Annotated in this window: 21 protein-coding genes; 2 read left to right on the top strand and 19 right to left on the bottom strand. The window is 71.6% G+C overall.

Annotated elements, in window-relative coordinates; translation table 11 throughout:
* Positions 1–51 precede the first annotated feature (51 nt).
* The 3 genes from ACGF8B_RS15750 to ACGF8B_RS15760 all read right to left on the bottom strand — a co-directional run bounded on the left by ACGF8B_RS15750 (position 52) and on the right by ACGF8B_RS15760 (position 3738).
* On the bottom strand, positions 52–507 hold the full coding sequence (locus ACGF8B_RS15750) for an Lrp/AsnC family transcriptional regulator (protein WP_329817661.1): 456 nt from the start codon (positions 505–507) through the stop codon (positions 52–54).
* Positions 508–617: 110 nt separating this feature from the next.
* The gene (locus ACGF8B_RS15755; protein ID WP_392738555.1) at positions 618–2075 is read right to left on the bottom strand and encodes an aldehyde dehydrogenase family protein; all 1458 of its coding nucleotides are present in this window, start codon (positions 2073–2075) and stop codon (positions 618–620) included.
* A gap of 196 nt (positions 2076–2271) precedes the next feature.
* Positions 2272–3738 (bottom strand): GuaB1 family IMP dehydrogenase-related protein, encoded by a 1467-nt coding sequence (locus tag ACGF8B_RS15760; RefSeq protein WP_392739278.1) that lies wholly within the window; start codon positions 3736–3738, stop codon positions 2272–2274.
* A 308-nt stretch (positions 3739–4046) separates the two neighbouring features.
* Here ACGF8B_RS15760 and ACGF8B_RS15765 point away from each other — a divergent pair, with 308 nt between their 5' ends.
* Positions 4047–5069, top strand: coding sequence for a terpene cyclase (locus tag ACGF8B_RS15765; RefSeq protein WP_392738557.1), 1023 nt, complete (start codon positions 4047–4049; stop codon positions 5067–5069).
* Between the two features lie 108 nt (positions 5070–5177).
* On the opposite strand, the gene ACGF8B_RS15770 is transcribed toward ACGF8B_RS15765, so the two are convergent.
* The 4 genes from ACGF8B_RS15770 to fmt form a co-directional block, all read right to left on the bottom strand.
* Entirely contained in the window at positions 5178–6194 is a 1017-nt protein-coding gene (locus tag ACGF8B_RS15770; protein WP_266919297.1) for a sugar-binding transcriptional regulator, read from the bottom strand.
* A 152-nt stretch (positions 6195–6346) separates the two neighbouring features.
* Positions 6347–7030 (bottom strand): ribulose-phosphate 3-epimerase, encoded by a 684-nt coding sequence (gene rpe, locus ACGF8B_RS15775; protein ID WP_384755420.1) that lies wholly within the window; start codon positions 7028–7030, stop codon positions 6347–6349.
* Between the two features lie 186 nt (positions 7031–7216).
* The gene (locus ACGF8B_RS15780; RefSeq protein WP_392738561.1) at positions 7217–8650 is read right to left on the bottom strand and encodes an RsmB/NOP family class I SAM-dependent RNA methyltransferase; all 1434 of its coding nucleotides are present in this window, start codon (positions 8648–8650) and stop codon (positions 7217–7219) included.
* 71 nt (positions 8651–8721) lie between these two features.
* Complete coding sequence (gene fmt / locus ACGF8B_RS15785; RefSeq protein ID WP_392738564.1) at positions 8722–9654, bottom strand: methionyl-tRNA formyltransferase; 933 nt, start codon at positions 9652–9654, stop codon at positions 8722–8724.
* Positions 9655–9883: 229 nt separating this feature from the next.
* Between fmt and ACGF8B_RS15790 the strand changes: the two genes are divergently transcribed.
* Entirely contained in the window at positions 9884–10426 is a 543-nt protein-coding gene (locus ACGF8B_RS15790; RefSeq protein ID WP_266691986.1) for a hypothetical protein, read from the top strand.
* 227 nt (positions 10427–10653) lie between these two features.
* Here ACGF8B_RS15790 and ACGF8B_RS15795 read toward each other — a convergent pair whose 3' ends face one another.
* The 12 genes from ACGF8B_RS15795 to ACGF8B_RS15850 all read right to left on the bottom strand — a co-directional run bounded on the left by ACGF8B_RS15795 (position 10654) and on the right by ACGF8B_RS15850 (position 25635).
* Positions 10654–12798, bottom strand: a complete 2145-nt coding sequence (locus ACGF8B_RS15795) for a primosomal protein N' (protein WP_392738567.1) — start codon at positions 12796–12798, stop codon at positions 10654–10656.
* 126 nt (positions 12799–12924) lie between these two features.
* Positions 12925–14133 carry a methionine adenosyltransferase gene (gene metK, locus ACGF8B_RS15800; RefSeq protein ID WP_342279870.1) on the bottom strand — a complete coding sequence of 403 codons (1209 nt, stop codon included), beginning with the start codon at positions 14131–14133 and terminating at the stop codon, positions 12925–12927.
* A 242-nt stretch (positions 14134–14375) separates the two neighbouring features.
* Positions 14376–15578: a bifunctional phosphopantothenoylcysteine decarboxylase/phosphopantothenate--cysteine ligase CoaBC gene (coaBC, locus tag ACGF8B_RS15805; protein ID WP_392738571.1), complete on the bottom strand. Its 1203-nt coding sequence runs from the start codon at positions 15576–15578 to the stop codon at positions 14376–14378.
* Positions 15579–15711: 133 nt separating this feature from the next.
* On the bottom strand, positions 15712–15984 hold the full coding sequence (gene rpoZ, locus ACGF8B_RS15810; RefSeq protein WP_003970369.1) for a DNA-directed RNA polymerase subunit omega: 273 nt from the start codon (positions 15982–15984) through the stop codon (positions 15712–15714).
* A gap of 89 nt (positions 15985–16073) precedes the next feature.
* A complete protein-coding gene (gene gmk / locus ACGF8B_RS15815) occupies positions 16074–16691 on the bottom strand; it encodes a guanylate kinase (RefSeq protein WP_259932685.1) in 618 nt (205 codons plus the stop codon).
* A gap of 38 nt (positions 16692–16729) precedes the next feature.
* The gene (locus ACGF8B_RS15820) at positions 16730–17053 is read right to left on the bottom strand and encodes an integration host factor (RefSeq protein WP_003970367.1); all 324 of its coding nucleotides are present in this window, start codon (positions 17051–17053) and stop codon (positions 16730–16732) included.
* A gap of 244 nt (positions 17054–17297) precedes the next feature.
* The gene (gene pyrF / locus ACGF8B_RS15825; RefSeq protein WP_392738575.1) at positions 17298–18137 is read right to left on the bottom strand and encodes an orotidine-5'-phosphate decarboxylase; all 840 of its coding nucleotides are present in this window, start codon (positions 18135–18137) and stop codon (positions 17298–17300) included.
* Positions 18134–19243: a quinone-dependent dihydroorotate dehydrogenase gene (locus ACGF8B_RS15830; RefSeq protein ID WP_392738577.1), complete on the bottom strand. Its 1110-nt coding sequence runs from the start codon at positions 19241–19243 to the stop codon at positions 18134–18136. The genes pyrF and ACGF8B_RS15830 overlap by 4 nt, the downstream gene beginning before the upstream one ends.
* 63 nt (positions 19244–19306) lie before the next feature.
* Positions 19307–22615 carry a carbamoyl-phosphate synthase large subunit gene (gene carB / locus ACGF8B_RS15835; protein ID WP_392738580.1) on the bottom strand — a complete coding sequence of 1103 codons (3309 nt, stop codon included), beginning with the start codon at positions 22613–22615 and terminating at the stop codon, positions 19307–19309.
* The gene (gene carA, locus ACGF8B_RS15840) at positions 22608–23750 is read right to left on the bottom strand and encodes a glutamine-hydrolyzing carbamoyl-phosphate synthase small subunit (protein WP_392738583.1); all 1143 of its coding nucleotides are present in this window, start codon (positions 23748–23750) and stop codon (positions 22608–22610) included. The genes carB and carA overlap by 8 nt, the downstream gene beginning before the upstream one ends.
* Positions 23747–24325: a hypothetical protein gene (locus tag ACGF8B_RS15845; RefSeq protein WP_392738585.1), complete on the bottom strand. Its 579-nt coding sequence runs from the start codon at positions 24323–24325 to the stop codon at positions 23747–23749. Before ACGF8B_RS15845 ends, carA begins: the two co-directional genes overlap by 4 nt.
* Positions 24322–25635 carry a dihydroorotase gene (locus ACGF8B_RS15850; RefSeq protein ID WP_392738586.1) on the bottom strand — a complete coding sequence of 438 codons (1314 nt, stop codon included), beginning with the start codon at positions 25633–25635 and terminating at the stop codon, positions 24322–24324. The genes ACGF8B_RS15845 and ACGF8B_RS15850 overlap by 4 nt, the downstream gene beginning before the upstream one ends.
* Position 25636: the final 1 nt, after the last annotated feature.

Below are 25636 nucleotides of genomic sequence, written 5' to 3' on the forward strand. Positions count from 1 at the left end.
GCGCAGGTCACAAGGGTGACCTGGGTCTCATGCGGCCCTGGTGCGCGGGCCCTACTCCGGTGCGCCCGAGGAGTACCGCCGCAGCAGCGGCGACAGCACCAGTACGGACTTCGTCCGCTCCACGTACGGTTCGCCCGCGATCCGCTCCAGCACCTGCTCGAAGTGGCGCATGTCGGCGGCGAAGACCTGCACGATCGCGTCGGCCTCCCCGGTCACCGTGGAGGCCGAGGCGATCTCCGGATAGCGGGCGAGGCCCCGCTTGATCGCCTCCGGCGAGGTGTTGCGGCTGCAGTAGATCTCGATGAACCCCTCGGTCTCCCAGCCCAGCGCCGCCGGGTCGACCCGGACCGTGAAACCGGTGATGGCACCCTCGGCACGCAGCCGGTCCACCCGGCGTTTCACGGCGGGCGCGGACAGGCCGATCATCGCGCCGATGTCCGCGTAGGAGCGCCGGGCGTCTTCGGCGAGGGCGTGGACGATGCGTTCGTCGAGGTCGTTCAGGCGCACTTCGGGCGGTTCACTTCTCTGCGATGGCCGGTGTCGGGGGCGGCGCGGGCCGCCCCCGAAGTAGACCATGGCGCGCCCGCCCGGGCGCGCTCACGGCGGGGTGCGACCGGTCAGAACGGGAACCGTGAACGGCCGTGCTGCACCGAGATCCACTTCTGGGTGGTGAAGGCCTCGATCATGGAGTCGCCGTTCAGCCGGCCGAGGCCGGAGCTCTTCTCGCCGCCGAAGGGGACGATCGGCTCGTCGTGGACCGTGCCGTCATTGATGTGGATCATGCCGGTGTGGATGCGCTGCCCGACCCGGACGCCGCGTTCGATGTCGCCGGTGTGCACCGCGCCGCTCAGGCCGTACGGGGTGTCGTTGGCGATCCGGACCGCCTCGTCCTCGCCGTCGAACGGGATGAGCAGGGCGACCGGGCCGAAGATCTCCTGGGAGAGCACGGGGGAATCGGCGGCCAGCCCGGTCAGCACGGACGGGCTCACCAGATTGCCGTCGGCGCCGCCGTGCAGCAGGGCCGTCGCACCGGCCGCCACGGCCTGGTCGACGAGCGTGGAAATGGCCTCTGCCTGCGAGGAGTTGATCAGCGGGCCGATCACGGTGTCCGGTTCGGCCGGGTCGCCGACCTTGAGCGAGGCGACCTTGGCGACGAACTTCTCGGTGAACTCCCGCTCCACCGACCGGTCGACCAGGATCCGGTTGGCGGCCATGCAGACCTGGCCCTGGTGCACGTACCGGCTGAAGACGGCCGCGTCCACGGCGTAGTCGAGATCGGCGTCGTCGAGGACGATCAGCGCGCTGTTGCCGCCGAGTTCGAGCACGGCGCGCTTGAGGTTCGCCGCGCAGACCGTGGCGACGTGCCGTCCCACCTTGTCCGAGCCGGTGAAGGAGATGACCTGCGGCACGGGGTGCTCCAGCAGGGCGTCGCCGATCTCGGCGATGTCGGTGACCACGACGTTGAGCAGTCCGGCCGGCAGACCGGCCTCCTCGAACACCTTCGCCACCAGCGTACCGCCGCAGACCGGGGTGTTCTGGTGCGGCTTGAGCACCACCGCGTTGCCGAGCGCCAGGGCGGGGGCGACCGACTTCAGGGACAGCAGGAACGGGAAGTTGAAGGGGCTGATGACACCGACCACGCCGACGGGCACCCGGTAGACCCGGTTCTCCTTGCCCTCGGTCGGCGAGGGCAGGATCTGCCCGGAGGGCCGCAGCGCGAGCTGGACGGACTCCCGCAGGAACTCCTTGGCGAGGTGCAGTTCGAAGGCCGCCTTCAGCCGGGTACCGCCCAGCTCCGCGACGATCGCGTCACCGATCTCGGACTCGCGCTCCTCGACGATCCGCAGCGCCCGCTCCAGCACCGTGCGCCGGGCGTAGGGGTTGGTCTCGCCCCAGGCCCGCTGGGCGTCCTGCGCGGACCGGTACGCCCGGTCGACCTCGTCGGCCGTGGCGACGGTGATCGAGGCGAGCTTCTCACCGTTGTACGGGTTGAAGTCGATGATGTCCCAGGAGCCCTTGCCCGGCCTCCACTCTCCGTCGATGTACTGATGGGCCAGGTCGGTGAAGAAGGACATGAGTTCCCTTACCACGGAGGAACGGGCAGCTGATTGCGCTTCATGTTACTTATATTTCAATGGGGTTGAAGCGGGTAATGGCGCCGCCGGACGGCTGGAACCGGACATCCGCGCGGCCCTTCACCGGCCCCGGAAACACCGGTGCCCCTCCGGGCCGCAGCGGCCGGGAGGGGCACCGGATTCATCCGGGGAGGGATCAGCTCCAGCTGGCGTGCAGCGGCTTGCCCTCGGCGTAGCCCGCGGCGCTCTGCACCCCGACGACCGCCTTCTCGGCGAACTCCGCCAGGGAGGCCGCGCCGGCGTAGGTGCAGGAGGAGCGCACGCCCGCGATGATCGAGTCGATCAGGTCCTCGACGCCGGGCCTGGCCGGGTCGAGGAACATCCGCGAGGTGGAGATGCCCTCCTCGAAGAGGGCCTTGCGGGCCCGGTCGTAGGAGGACTCGTCCGACGTGCGGTTCTTCACGGCGCGCGCGGACGCCATACCGAAGGACTCCTTGTAGAAGCGGCCGTCGGCGGACTGCTGGAGGTCGCCGGGCGACTCGTAGGTACCGGCGAACCAGGAACCGATCATCACGTTGGACGCGCCCGCGGCGAGCGCCATGGCGACATCGCGCGGGTGCCGGACGCCGCCGTCCGCCCAGACGTGCTTGCCGTACTTCTTCGCCTCGGCGGCACACTCCAGAACGGCGGAGAACTGCGGCCGGCCCACGCCGGTCATCATCCGGGTGGTGCACATGGCGCCGGGGCCGACACCGACCTTGATGATGTCCGCGCCGGCCTCGACGAGGTCGCGCACGCCCTCGGCGGCGACGATGTTGCCGGCGACGATCGGAACCTGCGGGTCGAGCGCGCGCACGGCCCGGACCGCGTTGATCATGGACTCCTGGTGGCCGTGGGCGGTGTCCACGACGAGCGTGTCGACGCCGGCGTCGAGGAGCTGCTTGGCCTTGCCCGCGACGTCGCCGTTGATGCCGACGGCGGCGGCGATCCGCAGCCTGCCCCGCGCGTCGGTGGCGGGGGTGTAGAGCGTGGCGCGCAGTGCGGCCTTGCGGGTGAGGATGCCGACGAGCCGGCCGTCCGCGTCGACCGCGGGGGCGAGCTTGCGGTTGGCGCCGTCCAGCGTGTTGAACGCGTCGCGCGGATCGATGTCCGCCTCCAGCAGCACCAGGTCCTTGGTCATGACCTCGGAGAGCTGGGTGAAGCGGTCGACGCCGGTCAGGTCGTGCTCGGTGACCACGCCGACGGGGCGCCGCTCCTCGTCGACGACGACGCCCGCGCCGTGCGCGCGCTTCGGCAGCAGCGACAGGGCGTCGGCGACCGTCTGGCCCGGGGCCAGCACGATCGGTGTGTCGAGCACCAGGTGTCGCGTTTTCACCCAGGAGACGACGTCGGTGACGACCTCGATCGGGATGTCCTGCGGGATGACGACGATGCCGCCGCGGCGGGCGATCGTTTCGGCCATCCGGCGGCCCGCGATGGCCGTCATGTTCGCGACGACGAGGGGGATGGTGGTGCCGGTGCCGTCGGGCGAGGAGAGGTCGACACCCTGGCGGGAACCGACTGCCGAACGGCCCGGGACCATGAAGACATCGTCGTAGGTGAGGTCGTACGGGACCGAGGGGGACTCTGTGTAACGACCAGTACCGGGCTCAAGAAAACGCATATCGCTCATTTTTTCATATGAAACGGAGCAGGTCGCTTCCACGAAGACACAACAAAGGACACCCGCGTTCGTATGTTCCTCCGAAGGGAACCGGACGGGCGTCCCGGGCAAGTGGAACCTGCCTTGCCCGCGGACCCTACCCGAAAGGCATTCGAATCATTCGCGATCATCTTCCCTGGACCTGGTGACAAGGGGTCCGGTAGCTTCAAACTCGCAGGTCCCGTGGGTCTCGACTACGCCCCGGAGGAACAGCCGGAAGGGTCACAACTTCCGTCACCCGTACGACCGGAGAGGATCACGACCCACCCGTGGAGAGCGAACTGCCGGACATCTACTGCCCGTTCCCCCAGCTCACCAACCCGCACGTCGGACACACCCGGGACCATCTCGACGAATGGACCCGCAACACCGGCCTGGTGCACCGTGATTCGGCCAGGGACCGCTTCGTACAGGCGGACTTCGGCTCGTTCGTCGGCATGGTGTACCCGACCGCCGACAGCAAGAACCTCGACCTCGTCGCGGACTGGTTCGTCTGGCTGTTTCTCGTCGACGACCAGCTCGACGACGGCCATCTGGGCCGCAGTCCCGAGCGGGTACGGGACGTGGTCGAGCTGATGCGGACCGTCATCGGGGGCAACGCCCCCGCCCCACTGCCGGACGGACGGCTCCCCGCCGCGGTGGTCGCCCTGGCCGATCTGTGGGAGCGGACGACGCCGGCCGCGGCCCCGCACTGGCGCACCCGGTTCGGCTGGCACCTCACCACGTACCTCACGACGGCCACCACCTGGGAGGCGGGCAACCGGGCCGCCGGTGTGGTGCCGACCGAGGAGACGTACATCGCCAAGCGACGCCACACCGGCGCGATACACGTCTGCATGGACCTGATAGAGATCGTGGCCGGGATCGAGGCTCCCGAGTCGATCCACAACGACTCCCGGTTCATCGCCGCGCTGGAGGCCTCGTGCAACGTCGTGTGCTGGGCCAACGACGTGTACTCGTACGAGAAGGAGCAGGTGCTCGGCGAGATCCACAATCTCGTCCATCTGGTCCGGCACCACCGCGGTTACGGGCAGCGGCAGGCGCTCGAACACGTCTGCTCGGAGATCGCGACGGAGACCGAGCGCTTCCTCGCCGCCGAGGCCGAGCTGCTGGCGGCGTACCCGCAGCTGTCCTGGATGCTCAAGCCGTATCTGGAGGGGATGCGCAGCTGGATGCGTGGCAACCTCGACTGGTCGCGGCAGACCCCGCGCTACAACCCGGCCGATGTGAGTCAGTACGAGGAGCCGGAGGAGTACCTGGAGGCGACGGTCCTGGGCGTGGCCCGGGACTGAGCCGCGAGGCACAGGAACGCCCGGACAGCGCGTGCGCCGTCCGGGCGTTTCCGTGTCCGCGGCCGAAAGGCCGCCCGACGCCGGGGTGGCGGCCGCCCCCGGGGTCGTTCAGTCGCCGTCCGGGTCGGCCCGCTCCAGGGCCGGACGCTGCGGTGCCGCCGACTCCGTGAGCAGGTAGTCGGCCGCCGCGGTGTCCGTCACCAGGCTGGTGACCAGCCCGGACCTCAGTACCGCCCCGATCGCCGCGGCCTTGCGCTGGCCGCCCGCGATCGCCACCACCTCGGGGATCCGGCGCAGCCGGTCGGCCTCGACCGTGATGCAGCGCTCCCCCAGGTCGCGGCCGACCCGCCGCCCCTCGGTGTCGAAGAGGTGCGCCGACATCTCCGCCGCGACACCGAGCGAGGCGTAGTGCGCCCGCTCCTCGTCGGTGAGCATGTCGTGGACGGTCGAGATGCCCGGCTCCCAGGAGCCGATGGAGACCGCCGCGACCGTCACCTTGTCGAAGTAGTCGAAGGCGCGGGCGATGCCGGTCTGGTGACGCAGCGCGGCGGCCGTCGCCGGGTCGGGCAGCAGCATCGGCGCGTAGATGGGGTGGGCCTCGCCGCCGGACACCTGGGCGGCCCGCCGGACCGCCTCGACGGAGCCGCGCTCGGCCGTGCCCGCGTCGTACACGCCGGTGAGCTGCACGACCGTGCACGGCGGAAGCCGGTCGAGCGCCGCCGCCATGTGGATGGTGGACCGGCCCCAGGCCAGCCCGAGCACATCACCCTCGTTCACCAGTTCGCCGAGAAGATCGGCCGCGACCTCGCCCAGGTTCTCCGGGTCCGGTGCGTCGTCCTGCTCCTCGGCCGGGGACTCGACGACGACCGCGTGACGCAGCCCGTAGCGGGCGCGGAGCGCGTCGGAGCGCTCGGCGTCGAGCTCGGCGGGGACGCGGATCTCGATTCGTACGAGGTCGCGCTCAAGGGCCGTCTCCAGGACCCGGGCCACCTTGAAGCGGCTGACGCCGAACTCCTCGGCGATCTGGATCTTCGACTTGCCCTCAAGGTAGAAGCGGCGGGCCATGGCCGCCGCCTGCACCAGCTCCGCGGGCCCCATCCGCAGGGCGGACCTGCCCGCCGACATTGCAGACACCGCGATCTCCTCACTGCTGTTCACACTCTCGATACGCCGTTCATCCTGTCAGATCCGGCGTTCCTTGATCGGTCCCGTCGGACCGAGTTCATCTGTCCTTGGCCGGGCGGACCCGCAATCGGGAGCGGGAGCCGGCCTCGGCGTCAGTGGGCGCACGCCCAGGCCGCCGAGGCGGTGGCCCCGTCCGCCTGGGCACGCAGGGCCCGCACGGCTTCGGCCGGGTCCGTCGCCCCGTACACCGCCGAACCCGCGACGAAGACGTCCGCCCCGGCCTCGGCGCACCGCTCGATGGTGGACGCGGAGACGCCGCCGTCGACCTGGAGCCACAGTTCGAGGCCGTGCTTGGAGATCAGCTCACGGGTGCGGCGGATCTTCGGCAGCATGATGTCCAGGAACGCCTGGCCGCCGAAGCCCGGCTCCACCGTCATGATCAGCAGCATGTCGAGCTCGGGAAGCAGGTCCTCGTACGGCTCGATGGGCGTGGCGGGCTTGAGCGCCATGGAGGCGCGGGCGCCCTTGGCCCGGATCTCCCGCGCCAGCCGTACGGGGGCCGCCGCGGCCTCCGCGTGGAAGGTGACCGAACCGGCACCGGCCTCGACGTACCGGGGTGCCCAGCGGTCCGGGTCCTCGATCATCAGATGGCAGTCCAGCGGGGTGTCCGTGGCCCGGCTGAGCGACTCGACGATGGGCACGCCGAGGGTCAGATTGGGTACGAAGTGGTTGTCCATCACATCGACGTGGAGCCAGTCGGCGCCTTCGACGGCCTTCGCCTCCTCGGCGAGACGGGCGAAGTCGGCGGACAGGATGCTGGGGTTGATCTGGGCCATGTCCCAAGCCTGCCATGTTCCGCGCCACTTCCCCGCCCCCGTGCGGGCCAAAGCCTCACGGGATCATTACAGTTCGCTCGATCCGGGGCTCCCGGCCGCACGATCCGGGCGTTTCGGTCCCGGGCGGGTGCTCCGGGGCCCGTCGCCGCCGGAGCGGTCGCAGGGCCCCGGGGCCCGTCGAAGCGGTCAGGCGGTACGTCGCAGCAGCGCCAGGTACATCGCGTCGGTGCCGTGCAGATGCGGCCACAGCTGGACGTCGGGGCCGTCGCCCAGCGCGGGCACGCCCGGCATCAGCGGTCGGGCGTCCACCCACTCGGCCTCGACGGGCCGGTCGCCGCGCCCCTTGAGCACGTCCTCGACGACCACCCGGGTCTCCGCGAGGTGCGGCGAGCAGGTCGCGTAGCCGACGACGCCGCCGACCCGTACCGCCTTCAACGCCTCGCGCAGCAGGCCGCGTTGGAGCGGGGCGAAGCTCTCCAGGTCCTCCTTGCGGCGGCGCCAGCGCGCCTCGGGGCGGCGGCGCAGGGCGCCGAGACCCGAGCACGGCACGTCCATGAGGACCCGGTCGAAGCTGCCGGGCTGCCACGGCGGGCGGGTGCCGTCGGCGGTGATCACCTGGTACGGGCCGGGGTTGCCGGCCAGCGCGCGTTCGACGAGGCGGGCCCGGTGCGGCTGCTTCTCGGCGGCGAGCAGGGTGGCGCCGCGTCCGGCGGCGATCGCGGCGAGCAGGGCGGCCTTGCCGCCGGGGCCGGCGCAGCCGTCGAGCCAGCGGCTGTCGCCGCCCTCCACGGTTGCGCCGGCGAGTGCGGCGGCCACCAGCTGGCTGCCCTCGTCCTGGACTCCGGCCCGGCCCTCCTGGACGGCGGTCAGCGCACCGGGCTCGCCGCCCTCCGCCATCCGCACGGCGTACGGGGACCAGCGGCCCGGCAGGCCGTTCTCGTCGCCGAGGGCGGTGAGCAGCTCATCGGTGGTGGAGCGGCCGGGGCGGGCGACCAGGGTGACCTCGGGCCGCTCGTTGTCGGCTTCGAGCAGGTCCTCGATCCCGGCGCGGCCGCCGCCCAGCGCGTCCCACAGGGCGGAGACGACCCACCGCGGATGCGAGTGCACGACGGCGAGGTGGTCCTCGGCGTCCTCCTCGTACGACGGGGCCACCTTGGCCACCCAGCCGTCGAGGTCGTCCGCGGAGACCTTGCGCAGCACCGCGTTGACGAACTTGGCCCGGCCCTCGCCGAGCACCACCCGGGCCAGCTCCACGCTGGCGGAGACCGCGGCGTGGGTGGGGATCCGGGTGCCGAGCAGCTGGTGGACGCCCATGTTCAGCACGTCCAGGACCGGCGGGTCGACCTCGCGCAGCGGCCGGTCGATGCAGGCGGCGACGATCGCGTCGTACGTGCCCTGGCGGCGCAGCGTCCCGTAGACCAGCTCGGTCGCCAGCGCCGCGTCCCGGTTGTCGAAGTCGCCCTTGGCGCGGGCCTTCTTCAGCAGCGGGGGCAGGACGAGGTTGGCGTACGCGTCCCGTTCGTCGACGGCCCTGAGGGCTTCGAAGGCGAGGAACCGGACGGGGTCCTTCATGGGGCGGCGATGCGGCTTGGCGGGACGGCGACGCTGCTGGTCGTTCACGTGAAAGGTGCTCCGCTGGTGGTGAGGGGGCGAACCCTCCCAGCCTACGTCGCCGTCCCGGCCCCGGCGGCTCAGCTGCCGAGCAGCTCGCCGTGGACGATCCGGACCCCGCGGGCCCAGTCGGCGGCCCGCATCGGCTTCTTGCCCTGGGGCTGGACCCAGAGCAGCTCGACCGCGTGCGATCCGGTGCCCACGTACACGTTGTTCTTGGCCGCCGACAGCTCGCCGGGCGCCAGATCGGCGCGGTCCAGCACGGGTGCCGCCTGGATCAGCTTCAGCCGCTCCCCCCGGAACAGCGTCCAGGCGCCGGGCGCGGGCGTGCAGCCGCGCACCACGCGGTCGACCCGCAGGGCGGGGGCGGACCAGTCGATCTGGGCGTTCTCGACCGTGATCTTCGGCGCGAGGGTGATTCCGTCGGCGGGCTGCGGCACGGCGTGCAGGGTGCCGTCCTCGATGCCGTCCATCGTGGCGACGAGCAGCCCGGCACCGGCGAACGCCAGCCGGGTGAGCAGGTCACCGCTGGTGTCGGTGGGACGCACCTCCTCGGTCAGCACTCCGTACACCGGGCCGGAGTCGAGCCCCTCCTCGATCAGGAAGGTCGAGGCGCCGGTCACCTCGTCCCCGGCCATGATCGAGTGCTGCACGGGGGCCGCGCCGCGCCAGGCGGGCAGCAGCGAGAAGTGGAGGTTGACCCAGCCCCGCGCGGGCACGGCGAGCGTCTCCTTGGGCAGCAGCGCGCCGTAGGCGACGACCGGGCAGCAGTCCGGGGCGATCTCCCGCAGCCGGGCGAGGAAGTCCTCGTCCCGCGGCCGGGCGGGCTTGAGCACCTCGATGCCGGCCTCCTCGGCGCGTTCGGCGACGGGGCTGGCGACCAGGCGACGGCCCCGCCCGGCGGGGGCGTCGGGCCGGGTCACCACGGCGGCCACCTCGTGCCGGTCGGAGGCGATCAGGGCGTCCAGGGCGGGTACGGCTACCTCGGGGGTGCCTGCGAAGACGAGCTTCATGGGTGGCTGACTGCCTCTCGGGCCGGAACGTGCGGTGACGAGCAACGCACAAGTCTATGGGCCCCGCGGCCGGGGGGCGTACGCATGGCCGCGCGCCCCTTTGAAGGGCTCACGCGCCCCTGAAGCGTGACCAGATCCACAGCTGAGGCGTTGGTCAAGAGAGATTGACCGAAGCGAGCCGCCCTGGTGCGGCCCGATCCCTTTCAACGCCGGTTCGAGAGGCTTCTTCATGGCCGACCACGCAACCCACGACGCCCAAGCGAGGGCCAGTCTGCATCTGTTGGTGCGGGACATCGAGCGGGTCCGGCGGCAGGTGGACGCGCTGCGCACGCTCACCGCCCAACTGGGCAACGTCTACCGCCCGCGCCGCTCCGGCCCGTCCACGGGCTTCGTCGTCTACGGCAGGGCCCCGGCCCCCACCGTCAGGCTGGCCCAGGAGCTGCGCGACAGCGTCGAGACCCTGGTCACCGCGGCGGTCGACTTCGACCGCTCGCTGGGTTTCTCCTGGGACGCGGTGGGATCCGCGCTCGGGGTCACCAAGCAGGCGGTGCACCGCCGCTACGGCGCACGCCGCAACGCCCGCCAGCCTGGGGCGGCCGAATCCGGCGCGGAGACCGCGGTGCCGCGCCCCCTGCCGGGGCCCGCCGGCCCGTCCGCGCTGCCGCCCGTGGTGCCGGCCGCGCGCTCCATGCCGCCGCAGCCGTCGGCGGACCGCCCGTCACTCCGCGACGACCTGCGCCCCGGCGTCTTCCCCGGCCCGCGCAACGGCTGACCGAACCCGACGCCGTCCACTGCCCCGCCGCGCCCGCCGCCCGGCGGGGCAGCCGCATGCCGACCTCCCGGACCCCCGGGCTCCGGACTCCGGATCTCTGGTATCCCGTGCTTTCGACCGGCCCCGGGCGCCGCGTCTTTCGTCGCTTCACCCGCCTCACCCGGCGGCCCCGGGCCGTCCGCCCCGGCGGGCAGGCCGACGCCCCGTCACCCGGCCCGGCCACCCCGTCACCCGATGTCCGGCGGGTCCACCCTGATCCGGACCTGCTCGCCGCTCCCCCTGGACATCCGGGCCGCCTGCGCGGCCTTCAGCGCGGCCGCCAGCGCCGCCCCACTGCCCGGCGGCACCCTGAGCAGCACCCGCTCCCAGGACTCCCCGTGCGGTGCGTCCCCGGGTCTTCGGGGCCTGCCCGGTCCGGTGGCCGGCACCGGGACCGGGCCCAGCACCTCGGCCTCCGGCGGCAGCCCGGCCGCCGCCAGGAACGCGGCCAGCGCCTCGGGCGTGCCGGTCACCGCGGCCATCCGGGACACCGGGGGGAAGCCCAGCTCGGCCCGCTCCGCCAGTTCACGGCGGGCATGGCCGACCGGATCCCAGCGCACCAGGGCCTGAACGGGCCGCAGCGTCGGCTCGGCGACGACCACCACCGTGCCGCCCTCCGGCTGCCCGCGCACCAGCGAGGCCGCGGCCGTCCAGCGGCGCAGCGCCTCCTCGCCGGCCCGCAGGTCGGGGCGGCCGACCATCGCCCAGCCGTCCAGCAGCAGCGCGGCCGCGTAGCCGCCCTCGGCCACGGGCTCGGCGCCGGGGGTGCTGACGACCAGCGCGGGCGCGTCCGGCACCGAGTCGAGGATGTGGTCACGGCCGGACGTCCGCACCGGCACGGCCGGGAACGCCCGGCCGAGCTCCTCGGCGGTCCGGCGGGCGCCGACGATCCGGGCCCGCAGCCGGTTGGAGCCGCAGGCGACGCAGTGCCAGGCGGTCTCCGCCCGCCCGCACCAGGCGCAGTTCAGATCCTGCTGGTCCGGTGCCTCCAGCGGCCCCGCGCAGTGCCGGCACCGGGCGGGTTCGCGGCAGCGCTCGCAGGCCAGCCTCGGCGCGTATCCCCGGCGTGGTACCTGGACCAGGACGGGGCCGCTGCGCAACCCGTCCCGTACCGTCTGCCAGGCCAGGCTGGGCAGTCGGGCGGCCCGCGCGGCGCCGTCCCGCGCCAGCTCCCCGTCGCCGACCGTACGGACCAGGGGTGCCGCGATCCGCAGCTGCTCCCGGTCCGCGCGCAACGGCAGCGCCCAGCCGCTCTCCACCAGCTGGGCGGCCTCCACCGTGCAGTTCGTACCGCCGAGCAGGAACGCGCAGCGGCCGTGCGCGGCCCGCAGTTCGAGCACCTCGCGGACGTGCGGGAAGGGTGCGTTGTCGTCGCTGTGGCTGGAGTCCCCGTCGTCCCAGACGGCGACCAGACCGAGGTCCGCGACCGGGGCGAACATCGCCGCTCTCGTCCCGACGACCGCCCGCACCGAGCCGCGCCGCACGGCGAGCCACTCCCGGTACCGCTTCTCCGGTCCGGAGTCGGCGGTCAGCAGTGCGTGGCGTCCCGTCCCGAGCAGCTCGGTGAGCGCGGCGTCCACCCGTCCTGCGGTCCGGCCGTCGGGAACGACGACGAGGGCGCCGCGCCCGGAGGCGAGGGTCGCGGCCATGGCCCTGGCGATCTCCTCGGGCCAGTGCGGTCCGGGCAGCGCGGTCCACACGGCCCGGGGCGCCCCGCCTCCGGCCAGCGCCCGCAGAAAGGCGGGCCCCTGCGCGTACCGCGCCCAGGTGCCCGCCTGCGGTGCGGGCGGCGGTGGCAGGGGCTCGGGCGAGGGCCTGGACTCGGCCTTGCCGTTGCGGGGCGGGACGGCGAGCTGGAGCACATCGGCGAGGCTGCCCGCGTAGCGGTCGGCGACGGCCCGCGAGAGGGCGAGCAGCTCCGGTCCCAGCACCGGTTCGGGCGATACGACATAGGCGAGCGCCGCGAGCGCGCCCGTGTAGTCCGACTCGGCGAGCCGCTCGACGAGGAAGCCGTCGATCAGGCCGCCCCCTTCGCGCCGGCCGCCGCGCACATTGCGCTTCCCGGCCCCGAACCGCACCCGCACCCGCACGCCGGGCTGTGCCTCGGCGTCGAGCTCCTCGGGCACCGCGTAGTCGAAGTACTGGTCGAGATGGAGCACGCCCTTGTTGACCAGCACCCGGGCGACGGGCAGCTCCTTGGCGAGCGCGGCGCCGCGCCAGGTCCGCGGCTTGGCCCTGGGCACCTTGGCCTTCCGCACCGTCTCCCGGATCAGCGCAAGCTGCTCCGGGGCCCCGTCGCCGGGGTCCGCGGATCGCTCGTTGTCGCTGCTCACAGCCAAATTCCTACCAGAGAGGACTGACAGCGGCCCCGTCGAGGCGGGGCCGGGCCCGGACGCGCCGGGGCCCGGACACCCTGTGCGGTGTCCGGGCCCCGGCGTACGGCTGGAGAGCCTGCCGGCCTACAGCCCGGCCGCCGCGCGCAGCGCGTCCACGCGGTCGGTGCGCTCCCAGGTGAAGTCGGGAAGCTCCCGGCCGAAGTGTCCGTAGGCCGCGGTCTGGGCGTAGATCGGGCGGAGCAGGTCGAGGTCGCGGATGATCGCGGCCGGGCGGAGGTCGAAGACCTCGCCGATGGCGTGCTCGATCTTCTCCGTGTCGACGGCGGCGGTGCCGAACGTCTCGACGAACAGACCGACCGGCTCGGCCTTGCCGATCGCGTACGCGACCTGCACCTCGCAACGGGCGGCGAGGCCCGCGGCGACGACGTTCTTGGCGACCCAGCGCATGGCGTAGGCGGCCGAGCGGTCCACCTTCGACGGGTCCTTGCCCGAGAAGGCGCCGCCGCCGTGGCGGGCCATGCCGCCGTAGGTGTCGATGATGATCTTGCGGCCGGTCAGGCCGGCGTCGCCCATCGGGCCGCCGATCTCGAAGCGACCGGTCGGGTTGACCAGCAGCCGGTAGCCGTCGGTGTCCAGCTTGATGCCGTCCTCCAACAGCTGCCCGAGCACGTGCTCGACGACGAACTCGCGGATGTCGGGCGCGAGCAGCGAGTCGAGGTCGATGTCGCTGGCGTGCTGCGAGGAGACGACGACCGTGTCGAGACGAACGGCCTTGTCGCCGTCGTACTCGATGGTGACCTGGGTCTTGCCGTCGGGGCGCAGGTACGGGATGGTCCCGTTCTTGCGGACCTCGGAGAGCCGGCGGGAGAGCCGGTGCGCGAGGTGGATCGGGAGCGGCATGAGCTCGGGCGTCTCGTCGCAGGCGTAGCCGAACATCAGGCCCTGGTCGCCGGCGCCCTGCTTGTCGAGTTCGTCCTCATCGCCCTCGACCCGCTTCTCGTACGCGGTGTCGACGCCCTGCGCGATGTCGGGAGACTGCGCCCCGATGGACACCGAGACACCGCAGGAGGCGCCGTCGAAGCCCTTCTTCGAGGAGTCGTAGCCGATCTCCAGGACCTTGTTGCGTACGAGGGTCGGGATGTCGGCGTAGGCCTTGGTCGTGACCTCACCCGCAACATGCACCAGACCGGTGGTGATCAAGGTCTCGACGGCGACGCGGGACCGGGGGTCCTCGCGGAGCAGTGCGTCGAGAATGGTGTCGCTGATCTGGTCAGCGATCTTGTCGGGGTGACCCTCGGTGACGGATTCCGAGGTGAAGAGACGGCGGGACACATCGCTCCCTGGGGTTGCAGCGGCTGCTGGCTGATCATTTGGCGGACGGCCGGGAGCTGCGCCCGGCACGGTCCGGGACCAGTTTATCGGTCGCTTCCGTCCGGCGGACAACGTGTCTCGCCCTTTGGTAGTTCTGTGACCTGCGGCACGGCCCTGCGGAGCGGGCCGATTCCTCTCGGGCGATGCCATTTACGCCCATATCCCAAGGGTTTCGGCCCGGCCACGGGCACGTCACAGGAAATTCATCCGAGACGTGACGACACGAGATCCCAGACCGTGTCGGCGAGCGCTTCCTTGGGACCGTACGGCACCTGGGTCTCGCCGCCGTCGGCGGCGAGCACCACGGCCTCGTTCTCCTCCGAGCCGAAGGTCCGGCGCTCCCCCACCTCGTTGACCACGAGGAGGTCGCAGCCCTTGCGGCGGAGCTTCTCGCGGCCGTTGGCGAGGACGTCGTCGGTCTCGGCGGCGAAACCCACCACGATCTGCTCCGGCCGGGCGCGTTCGCCGGCCACCTCGGCGAGGATGTCCGGATTGCGCACCAGCGTGATGGGCGCGGGCTCCTGACCGTCCTTCTTCTTGATCTTCCCCGTCGCGTACTCGGCGGGCCGGAAGTCGGCGACCGCCGCCGCCATCACGACCACATCGGCGTCCGCGGCGGCCTTGAGCACCGCCTCGCGCAGCTGTACGGCGGTCCCCGCGTGCAGGACGTCGGCGCCCGCCGGGTCGGGCAGGCCGGTGTTGGCCTCGACGAGGGTGACCCGGGCGCCGCGGGCGACCGCGGTGCGGGCCAGGGCGTAGCCCTGCTTGCCGGAGGAACGGTTGCCGAGGTAGCGCACCGGGTCGAGCGGTTCGCGCGTACCGCCCGCGCTGATCACCACATGGCGGCCGGCCAGATCGGGTTCGACGGGACCGCGGGCCAGTACCCGCCGGCAGACCTCGAAGATCTCCCCGGGGTCGGGCAGCCTGCCCTTGCCGGTGTCGACGCCGGTCAGCCGGCCGACGGCGGGCTCGATGACGACGGCACCGCGGCGGCGCAGCGTGGCGACGTTCTCCCGGGTGGCGGGGTGCTCCCACATCTCGGTGTGCATGGCGGGCGCGAGGACGACCGGACAGCGTGCGGTGAGCAGCGTGTTGGTGAGCAGGTCGTCGGCGAGGCCGTGGGCCGCCTTCGCGAGCATGTCGGCGGTGGCGGGGGCGACGACCACCAGGTCGGCGTCCTGCCCGATCCTGACGTGCGGCACCTCGTGGACGTCGTTCCAGACCTCGGTGGAGACCGGGTGGCCGGAGAGCGCGGACCAGGTGGCCGCCCCCACGAAGTGCAGCGAGGACTCGGTCGGTACGACGCGCACGTCGTGACCGGACTCGGTGAGCCGGCGCAGCAGTTCGCACGCCTTGTACGCGGCGATGCCTCCGCTGACCCCCAGAACGACCTTCGGCTTGTCCACTGCGTCTCCCCGCACTCGGATACGAACACCCCCATGCTGCCTCACCGCGGCCGGTCCGACGCTGTCGCCCCGGACACACCTCAGGCCCGGCGGTCGCGGCCGCCGGGCCTGAGGTGAAGGTGCCGTTCCTGCCTTACTGCGCGGGGCCCTCGATGGCCTCGGAGGTGAGCAGGCCCGCGTTGATCTCGCGGAGCGCGATCGAGAGCGGCTTCTCGTGCACGTGGGTGTCGACGAGCGGACCGACGTACTCCAGGAGACCCTCACCGAGCTGCGAGTAGTACGCGTTGATCTGGCGCGCGCGCTTGGCGGCGTAGATCACGAGGCTGTACTTCGAGTCGGTGGCCTCAAGGAGCTCATCAATCGGCGGGTTGATGATGCCCTCGGGCGTGGTGATGGAAGAGGACACTCTCTGCCTTCCGAAGGGGGTAAAGATCAAAGAAATCTTTGACGATGCGGAGATCCGCGGTGGTGTGTGTACCGGCTTCGGCGACTTCGTCAGTCGCTGTCGGCGCGGTGGCCGGAAACCTCCAGCATCAAGGCTAGCAGCTCACGGGCCACGTCCTCGACGGAGGTGTTGACCAGCGTCGTGTCGAACTCGGCCTCGGCGGCCAGTTCGATCTTGGCGGCGGCGAGCCGGCGCTCGATGACCTCGGGCGCCTCGGTCCCGCGGCCGGTGAGCCGGCGGACCAGCTCCTCCCAGCTCGGCGGGGCCAGGAAGACCAGCTGTGCGTCCGGCATGGACTGCCGGACCAGCCGGGCACCCTGGAGGTCGATCTCCAGCAGCACCGGCTCGCCCGCCTCCAGGCGGTCGAGCACGGCGCGGCGGGGCGTGCCGTAGCGGTTGCCCGCGAATTCGGCCCACTCCAGCAGCTCGCCGTTGGCGATCAGCTTGTCGAACTCCTCGTTGTCCACGAAGAAGTAGTGGACACCGTTGCGCTCGCCGGGGCGCGGCTTGCGGGTCGTCGCCGACACCGAGAGCCAGACCTCGGGGTGGACCTTGCGCATATGAGCGACGACCGTGCTCTTGCCGACCCCGGAGGGGCCGGAGAGCACGGTCAGCCGCGGACGTACGTCCGGGGGTACGGGGGACGTCCCCCGGGATGTTGCAGCCATGGAGCGATTATCCAGGTTCTCAGGAGTGCCTGAGAACGTCAGGCGGGGCTGCCGCCGAACTCACGCTCCAGGGATGCGATCTGGTTGGAGCCGAGACCCCGGACCCGGCGGCTCTCGGAAATGCCGAGCCGCTCCATGATCTGCTTGGCGCGGACCTTGCCCACGCCCGGCAGGGACTCCAGAAGGGCGGAGACCTTCATCTTGCCGATGACGTCGTTCTCCTGGCCCTGCTTGATGACCTCGTGGAGGGAGGCGCCGGAGTGCTTGAGTCGATTCTTGACCTCGGCCCGCTCCCGGCGAGCCGCGGCGGCCTTTTCGAGCGCGGCTGCGCGCTGTTCAGGGGTAAGGGGCGGAAGAGCCACGCCTACGTCACCTCGGATGTCGATCTGTCGGATACGGACCGGTGAGGAAGCTGAGCGCTCCACACCAGGTGAGCGACGGACAACTTGTGTACGTCGGCTCTCGACGGAGACTAGCGGCCAAGGCCGCCGGAGTCAGCGAGAACCAACGAAAAGTCCTGGTCAGCCTTGGCCGACCAGGACATTTCTGGCATAACAACCGAGTTTTTTGGTCAGGAAAGAGTCAACACCCGGTTACGTGGCATGGTCAGCTACCCGCCACGGCCGCCCGGATCTCGTCCGTGAGCCGTTCTGCGGCGTCCCGGAGTCCCGTCACGTCCGGCCCCTGGCTCAGCACTCCACGGCTCACGCTGGGCACCACATTGCCCACCGAGGCGCCGAAGACGCCGGGCAGATCCGCGGGCGTCGCGCCCTGCGCGCCGATCCCGGGAGCGAGCAGCGGGCCGTTGATCGCCAGGTTCGCCCCGGCGTCCCCGAGGGTGGCCCCGACCACCGCGCCGACGGAGCCGAGCGGGGTCATCCCCTCGTTCTCGGCGGCCATGTGGTCGAGCATGAGCTGGGCCAGCGAGCGGCCGTCGGCGGCGGTGGCGCGCTGCACCTCGGCGCCCTCCGGGTTGGAGGTGAGGGCCAGCACGAAGACGCCCGAGCCGGAGAGGACCGCCGCGTCGAGCGCCGGGCGCAGCGAGCCGAAGCCGAGGTACGGGGAGACGGTGACCGCGTCCGAGAACAACGGCGAGTCCTTCTCCAGGTAGGTCGCCGCGTAGGCGCCCATGGTGGAGCCGATGTCACCGCGCTTGGCGTCCATCAGCACCAGCGCGCCGGCCGCCCGCGCCTCCTGGACCGCCTTCTCCAGGACGGCGATGCCGCGTGAGCCGAATCGCTCGAAGAACGCGGACTGCGGCTTGAGCACGGCGACCCGGCCGGCCAGTGCCTCCACGACGGTGCGCGTGAAGCGTTCGAGCCCGGCGACGTCGTCGTTCAGGCCCCAGGCGGTGAGCAGCGAGGCGTGCGGGTCGATGCCGACGCACAGCGGGCCGCGGGTGTCCATGGCGTGGCGCAGGCGCGCGCCGAACGGTTCGGGGCTCATGCGGTGGCCTTCCTGGTCTCTGCGCCGACGGCCTCGGCGAGGGTGGCGTACGGGGAGGCGGCCAGGCGTGCGGCCAGGCCCTTGTGGACGGCGCGGGCGTAGAACGGGCCCTCGTAGATGAAGGCGCTGTAGCCCTGGACGAGCGTGGCGCCTGCCAGGATGCGCTGCCAGGCGTCCTCGGCGTTCTCGATGCCCCCGACGCCGACCAGGGTGATCCGGTCGCCGACGCGCGCGTAGAGGCGGCTCAGCACCTCCAGGGAGCGCGCCTTGAGGGGGGCGCCGGAGAGCCCGCCGGTCTCCTGGACCAGGGACGGCGAGGACTTCAGGCCGAGGCCGCTGCGGGCGATGGTGGTGTTGGTGGCGATGATGCCGTCCAGGCCCAGTTCGACCGCGAGGTCGGCGACCGCGTCGACGTCCTCGTCAGCGAGGTCGGGGGCGATCTTGACGAGCAGCGGTACCCGGCGTCCGGTGACGGTCCGGTCGGCCGCCTCGCGCACGGCGCTGAGCAGGGGCCGCAGCGCCTCGGTGGCCTGGAGGTTGCGCAGCCCCGGGGTGTTGGGCGAGGAGACGTTCACGACGAGGTAGTCGGCGTGGGCGGCGAGCCGCTCGGTGGACTTCACGTAGTCGCCGACCGCTTCGTCCTCCGGCACGACCTTCGTCTTGCCGATGTTGACGCCGACCGTGGTCCAAAAGACCGGCCGGCGGGCGGCGAGGCGGGCGGCGACGGCGGCCGAGCCCTCGTTGTTGAAGCCCATGCGGTTGATCAGCGCGCGGTCCGCGACGAGGCGGAAGAGGCGCTTCCTGGGGTTGCCGGGCTGCGGCTCGCCGGTGACCGTGCCGATCTCGACGTGGTCGAAGCCGAGCATCGACATGCCGTCGATCGCGACGGCGTTCTTGTCGAAGCCTGCGGCGAGGCCGAACGGGCCGTGCATCCGCAGACCGAGGGCCTCGGTGCGCAGCTCCTTGTACCGGGGCGCGAGCGCGGCGGCGACGAAGGTACGCAGCACGGGGGTCCGGGCGGCGAGGCGGATCCACCGGAAGGCCAGGTGGTGGGCCTGCTCCGGGTCCATCCGCTTGAAGACCAGGCGGAAGAAGAACTTGTACATCGGGGTGTCCTCGGTGTCCTCACGGAGAGGGGGACACCGTTTCCGGTGTCCCCCTGTCGGCTGCTAGTCGCGGGCCGCGGTCAGATGCTCGGCGTGTTCCTGGAGGGAACTGACGCCGACGCTCCCGTGGGTGAGCGCGTCGATGCCCTGGACGGCGGCGGCGAGCGCCTGGACCGTCGTCAGGCACGGTACGGACCGGGCCACGGCCGCGGTACGGATCTCGTAGCCGTCGAGCCGGCCGCCCGTTCCGTACGGCGTGTTGACGATGAGGTCGACCTCGCCGTCGTGGATCAGCTGGACGATGGTCTTCTCGCCCTGCGGGCCCACGCCCTCGGACTGCTTGCGCACGACGCGAGCGTTTATGCCGTTGCGCTTGAGGACCTCGGCGGTGCCGGAGGTGGCGAGCAGCTCGAAGCCGTGCGCGACGAGTTCGCGCGCCGGGAAGATCATCGAGCGCTTGTCCCGGTTGGCGACCGAGATGAAGGCGCGGCCCTTGGTGGGCAGCGGACCGTACGCGCCGGCCTGCGACTTGGCGTACGCCGTGCCGAAGACCGAGTCGATGCCCATGACCTCACCGGTGGAGCGCATCTCCGGACCGAGGACGGTGTCGACGCCGCGGCCGTGGATGTCGCGGAAGCGCGACCACGGCATCACGGCCTCCTTGACGGAGATCGGCGCGTCCAGCGGCAGGGTGCCGCCGTCGCCGTGGGCCGGGAGCAGGCCCTCCGCGCGCAGCTCGGCGACGGTCGCGCCCAGCGAGATGCGGGCGGCGGCCTTGGCGAGCGGGACCGCGGTCGCCTTCGAGGTGAAGGGGACGGTGCGGGAGGCGCGCGGGTTGGCCTCCAGGACGTAGAGGATGTCGCCGGAGAGCGCGAACTGGATGTTGATCAGTCCGCGGACGCCGACGCCCTTGGCGATGCCCTCGGTGGAGGCCCGCAGCCGCTTGATGTCGTAGCCGCCGAGGGTGATCGGGGGCAGCGCGCAGGCGGAGTCGCCGGAGTGGATGCCGGCCTCCTCGATGTGTTCCATGACGCCGCCGAGGTAGAGCTCGGTGCCGTCGTAGAGCGCGTCTACGTCGATCTCGATGGCGTCGTCGAGGAAGCGGTCGACCAGGACCGGCCGGGTGGGGCTGATCTCGGTGGACTCGGCGATGTACGAGGAGAGCCGCGTCTCGTCGTACACGATCTCCATGCCGCGGCCGCCGAGCACGTAGCTGGGGCGGACGAGGACGGGGTAGCCGATCTCGTCGGCGATGGCCTTGGCCTCGTCGAAGGTGGTGGCCGTGCCGTGCTTCGGGGCGGGGAGCCCGGCCTCGGCCAGGACGCGGCCGAAGGCGCCGCGGTCCTCGGCGGCGTGGATGGCCTCCGGGGACGTGCCGACGACCGGCACGCCGTTGTCCTTGAGCGCCTGCGACAGGCCCAGCGGGGTCTGGCCGCCGAGCTGGACGATGACACCGGCGACCGGTCCGGCGAGGGTCTCCGCGTGCACGATCTCCAGCACGTCCTCAAGCGTCAGCGGCTCGAAGTACAGGCGGTCGGAGGTGTCGTAGTCGGTGGAGACCGTCTCCGGGTTGCAGTTGACCATCACGGTCTCGTAGCCAGCGTCGCTCAGCGCGAAGGAGGCGTGTACGCAGGAGTAGTCGAACTCGATGCCCTGGCCGATGCGGTTGGGGCCGGAGCCGAGGATGATCACCGCGGGCCTGGTGCGGGACGCGACCTCGTTCTCCTCGTCGTAGGAGGAGTAGAAGTACGGCGTCTTCGCGGCGAACTCGGCGGCACAGGTGTCGACCGTCTTGTAGACCGGGCGGATGCCCAGCGCGTGCCGCACCTCGCGCACCACGTCCTCGCGCAGGCTGCGGATCTCGGCGATCTGCGCGTCGGAGAAGCCGTGCCGCTTGGCCTCGGCGAGCAGCTCGGGGCCCAGCTCGTCGGCGGCGGCGAGCTCGTCGGCGATCTCCTTGATCAGGAAGAGCTGGTCGACGAACCAGGGGTCGATCCTCGTGGCGTCGAAGACCTCTTCCTGGGTGGCGCCGGCCCTGATCGCCTGCATGACGGTGTTGATCCGGCCGTCGGTCGGGCGGACCGCCTCGGCCAGCAGCTCGGCCTTGTCGCCGGGCTCGCCGACGAAGGAGAACTGCGAGCCCTTCTTCTCCAGCGAGCGGAGCGCCTTCTGGAGCGCCTCGGTGAAGTTCCGGCCGATGGCCATGGCCTCGCCCACCGACTTCATGGTGGTGGTGAGGGAGGAGTCGGCGGAGGGGAACTTCTCGAAGGCGAAGCGGGGGGCCTTGACGACGACGTAGTCGAGGGTCGGCTCGAAGGAGGCCGGGGTCTTCTCGGTGATGTCGTTGGGGATCTCGTCGAGCGTGTAGCCGACGGCCAGCTTGGCGGCGATCTTGGCGATCGGGAAGCCGGTGGCCTTCGAGGCGAGCGCCGAGGAGCGGGAGACGCGCGGGTTCATCTCGATCACGATGACCCGGCCGTCGGCCGGGTCGATGGCGAACTGGATGTTGCAGCCGCCGGTGTCGACGCCGACCTCGCGGATGATCGCGATGCCGATGTCGCGCAGCCGCTGGTACTCGCGGTCGGTGAGCGTCATCGCCGGGGCGACGGTGATCGAGTCACCGGTGTGGACGCCCATCGGGTCGAAGTTCTCGATGGAGCAGACGACCACGACGTTGTCGTTCTTGTCGCGCATCAGCTCCAGCTCGTACTCCTTCCAGCCGAGGATGGACTCCTCCAGGAGCACCTCGGTGGTCGGCGAGAGCGTGAGGCCCTGTCCGGCGATGCGGCGCAGCTCGTCCTCGTCGTGGGCGAAGCCGGAGCCGGCGCCGCCCATGGTGAAGGAGGGGCGGACGACGACGGGGTAGCCGCCGAGCGTCTCGACGCCCGCGAGGACGTCGTCCATGGAGTGGCAGATGACCGAGCGGGCGGACTCGCCGTAGCCGATCTTCGCCTTGACGGCCTCGACGACGCCCTTGAAGAGGTCGCGGTCCTCGCCCTTGTTGATGGCCTCGACGTTGGCGCCGATGAGCTCGACGCCGTACTTCTCCAGGACACCGTTCTCGTGCATGGAGATCGCGGTGTTGAGCGCGGTCTGGCCGCCCAGGGTGGGGAGCAGCGCGTCGGGGCGCTCCTTGGCGATGATCTTCTCGACGAACTCGGGGGTGATCGGCTCGACGTACGTGGCGTCGGCGATCTCCGGGTCGGTCATGATCGTCGCCGGGTTGGAGTTCACCAGGATGACGCGCAGGCCCTCGGCCTTGAGTACGCGGCATGCCTGGGTGCCGGAGTAGTCGAACTCGGCGGCCTGGCCGATGACGATCGGGCCGGAGCCGATGACCAGGACGGACTGGATATCGGAGCGCTTAGGCACGCTGGCCCTCCATCAGGGAGACGAAACGGTCGAAGAGGTACGCGGCGTCGTGCGGGCCGGCGGCTGCTTCGGGGTGGTACTGGACGCTGAAGGCGGGCTGGTCGAGGAGCTGGAGCCCCTCGACGACCTGGTCGTTCAGGCAGACGTGGGAGACCTCGGCGCGGCCGAACTTCGTGTCGGACACCTTGTCGAGCGGGGCGTCGACGGCGAAGCCGTGGTTGTGCGCGGTGACCTCGACCTTGCCGGTCGTGCGGTCCTGCACGGGCTGGTTGATGCCGCGGTGGCCGTACTTCAGCTTGTAGGTGCCGAAGCCGAGTGCGCGGCCCAGGATCTGGTTGCCGAAGCAGATGCCGAAGAGCGGGGTCTTCCGCTCCAGTACGCCCTGCATGACGGAGACCGGGTGGTCGGCGGTGGCCGGGTCGCCGGGGCCGTTGGAGAAGAACACGCCGTCGGGCTCGACGGCGTACACCTCCTCCAGGGTGGCGGTCGCAGGCAGTACGTGCACCTCGATGCCGCGCTCGGCCATCCGGTGCGGGGTCATGCCCTTGATGCCGAGGTCGATCGCGGCGACGGTGAACTTCTTGGTGCCGATCGCGGGGACGACGTAGGTCTCCTTGGTCGCGACCTCGGCGGAGAGGTCGGCGCCGACCATCTCGGGGGCCCGCAGGACCCGGGCCAGCAGCGTGGCCTCGTCGGCGACCGCGTCACCGGAGAAGATGCCGACGCGCATGGCGCCCCGCTCGCGCAGGTGGCGGGTGAGCGCGCGGGTGTCGACACCGCTGATGCCGACGACGCCCTGGCGTTCCAGCTCCTCGTCGAGCGAGCGCTGCGCGCGCCAGTTGGAGGGCACCCGGGCGGGGTCGCGGACGACGTAGCCGGAGACCCAGATCCGTCCGGACTCGGGGTCCTCGTCGTTCACCCCGGTGTTCCCGACGTGCGGGGCGGTCATCACGACGACCTGGCGGTGGTACGAGGGGTCGGTCAGCGTCTCCTGGTAGCCGGTCATGCCGGTGGAGAAAACCGCCTCGCCGAAGGTCTCCCCCACGGCCCCGTAGGCGCGGCCGCGGAAGGCGCGGCCGTCCTCCAGGACGAGTACGGCGGGAGCTTTGGCGGCTCCCCGGGTGGAGATCGTCATCGTGCGGTGCCTTCCGTAGTGCTGGTGAGTTGGTTGATGGCCTCGACCCACGCCGGGTGCTCGGCGGAGTGGTCGGAGCGGAATCCGGAGTCGATCAGCTTGTCGCCGTGCGCCCAGGTGATGATCAGCAGGCCGCCCTCGGGGAGGACCTTGCCGGCGATGCCCTTGTCCAGCCGGGCCTCGCGCAGGGCGGCGGCCGGCACGAAGAAGTCGGCCGCGCCGGGCCGTACGACGTCGAGGCCCTGTCCGGTCAGGGTGAGCTCGACGCGGCTGCGGGTGCCGAGACCCTGGGCGACGATCCGGTCGAGCCACTGCCCGGCGGTGGTCGAGGCGTGGTAGCGGCCGCTCAGCGTGAGCAGCTTCTCGCCGTCCGCGTACCCCTGCGGGGTGGCGGCGAGCTCGGGCAGGTCGGACTGGAGGCTGCCCCGCCACTTCCATCCCTGGCGCATCAGCCAGTAGACGAAGGCGATCAGGACGATCAGTCCGACGACCCAGCTGATCCGGGCGGACCAGTCGGTCACCTCGGCCGACTTCCGGTCGGCGGCGAGCTGGTACAGAGGGATGAGTGTTGTCACGCGAGCTTCCCGTCGACGACCGTGGCACGGCCCCGCAGGAAGGTGTGGGTGACTCGGCCCGGCAGCTCGCGCCCCTCGTACGGAGTGTTGCGGCTGCGGGAGGCGAAGCCCGCGGGGTCCACGACACCACGGTAAGCCGGATCGACCAGGGTGAGGTTGGCGGGTTCACCGGCCGAGACGGGCCGGCCGTGTCCGTCGAGCCGTCCGATGGCGGCCGGGCGGAACGACATCCGGTCGGCGACACCCGCCCAGTCGATCAGGCCGGTCTCGACCATCGTCTGCTGGACGACGGAGAGCGCGGTCTCCAGGCCCACCATGCCCATGGCGGCGGCGGCCCACTCGCAGTCCTTGTCCTCGTGCGGGTGCGGGGCGTGGTCGGTGGCGACGCAGTCGATGGTGCCGTCGGCGAGCGCCTCGCGCAGGGCCATGACGTCGGCCTCGGTGCGCAGTGGCGGGTTCACCTTGTAGACCGGGTTGTAGGACCGTACGAGCTCGTCGGTGAGGAGCAGGTGGTGCGGGGTGACCTCGGCGGTGACGTTCCAGCCCTTGGACTTGGCCCAGCGGACGATCTCGACGGAGCCGGCGGTCGACAGGTGGCAGATGTGCACCCGGGAGCCGACGTGGGCGGCGAGCAGCACGTCGCGGGCGATGATCGACTCCTCGGCGACGGCGGGCCAGCCGCCGAGACCGAGTTCGGCGGAGACGACGCCCTCGTTCATCTGGGCGCCCTCGGTGAGGCGGGGCTCCTGGGCGTGCTGGGCGACGACGCCGTCGAAGGCCTTCACGTACTCCAGCGCGCGGCGCATGATCACCGCGTCGTCGACGCACTTGCCGTCGTCGGAGAAGACCTTCACTCCGGCGGCCGAATCGTGCATGGCGCCGAGTTCGGCGAGCTTCTTGCCCTCCAGTCCGACGGTGACGGCGCCGATCGGCTGCACGTCGCAGTAGCCGGACTCCTTGCCGAGCCGCCAGACCTGCTCGACGACACCGGCGGTGTCGGCGACCGGGAAGGTGTTGGCCATGGCGTGGACGGCGGTGAAGCCGCCGACGGCCGCGGCCCTGGTACCGGTGAGGACGGTCTCGGAGTCCTCGCGGCCGGGCTCGCGCAGGTGGGTGTGGAGGTCGACCAGGCCGGGCAGCAGGATCTGGCCCCCGGCCTCGACGACGGTCGCGTCGGCGGCCTCGATGCCGGTGCCACTCCAGTCGATTTCGCCCTGCCGGGCGGTGGCGGCGATGGTCTCGCCGTCGATCAGGACGTCCTGGGGTTCGCCGCCGAGGACCTTCGCGCCGCGGATAAGGATCTTGCTCATG

Source organism: Streptomyces sp. NPDC047917 (assembly GCF_043204345.1).
In the GTDB taxonomy this organism is placed as follows: Bacteria; Actinomycetota; Actinomycetes; order Streptomycetales; family Streptomycetaceae; genus Streptomyces; species Streptomyces sanglieri.

What these genes read in the sequence shown, in the direction of transcription:
- ACGF8B_RS15790 (WP_266691986.1), top strand. Translation starts at nt 9,884, where the DNA reads ATGGCCGACCACGCAACCCACGACGCCCAAGCGAGGGCCAGTCTGCAT.
- rpe (WP_384755420.1), bottom strand. Translation starts at nt 7,030, where the DNA reads ATGGCCCAGATCAACCCCAGCATCCTGTCCGCCGACTTCGCCCGTCTC.
- fmt (WP_392738564.1), bottom strand. Translation starts at nt 9,654, where the DNA reads ATGAAGCTCGTCTTCGCAGGCACCCCCGAGGTAGCCGTACCCGCCCTG.
- ACGF8B_RS15770 (WP_266919297.1), bottom strand. Translation starts at nt 6,194, where the DNA reads ATGTCGGCGGGCAGGTCCGCCCTGCGGATGGGGCCCGCGGAGCTGGTG.
- ACGF8B_RS15830 (WP_392738577.1), bottom strand. Translation starts at nt 19,243, where the DNA reads ATGTACAAGTTCTTCTTCCGCCTGGTCTTCAAGCGGATGGACCCGGAG.
- pyrF (WP_392738575.1), bottom strand. Translation starts at nt 18,137, where the DNA reads ATGAGCCCCGAACCGTTCGGCGCGCGCCTGCGCCACGCCATGGACACC.
- ACGF8B_RS15755 (WP_392738555.1), bottom strand. Translation starts at nt 2,075, where the DNA reads ATGTCCTTCTTCACCGACCTGGCCCATCAGTACATCGACGGAGAGTGG.
- ACGF8B_RS15760 (WP_392739278.1), bottom strand. Translation starts at nt 3,738, where the DNA reads ATGCGTTTTCTTGAGCCCGGTACTGGTCGTTACACAGAGTCCCCCTCG.
- gmk (WP_259932685.1), bottom strand. Translation starts at nt 16,691, where the DNA reads ATGGCTGCAACATCCCGGGGGACGTCCCCCGTACCCCCGGACGTACGT.
- carA (WP_392738583.1), bottom strand. Translation starts at nt 23,750, where the DNA reads ATGACGATCTCCACCCGGGGAGCCGCCAAAGCTCCCGCCGTACTCGTC.
- ACGF8B_RS15850 (WP_392738586.1), bottom strand. Translation starts at nt 25,635, where the DNA reads ATGAGCAAGATCCTTATCCGCGGCGCGAAGGTCCTCGGCGGCGAACCC.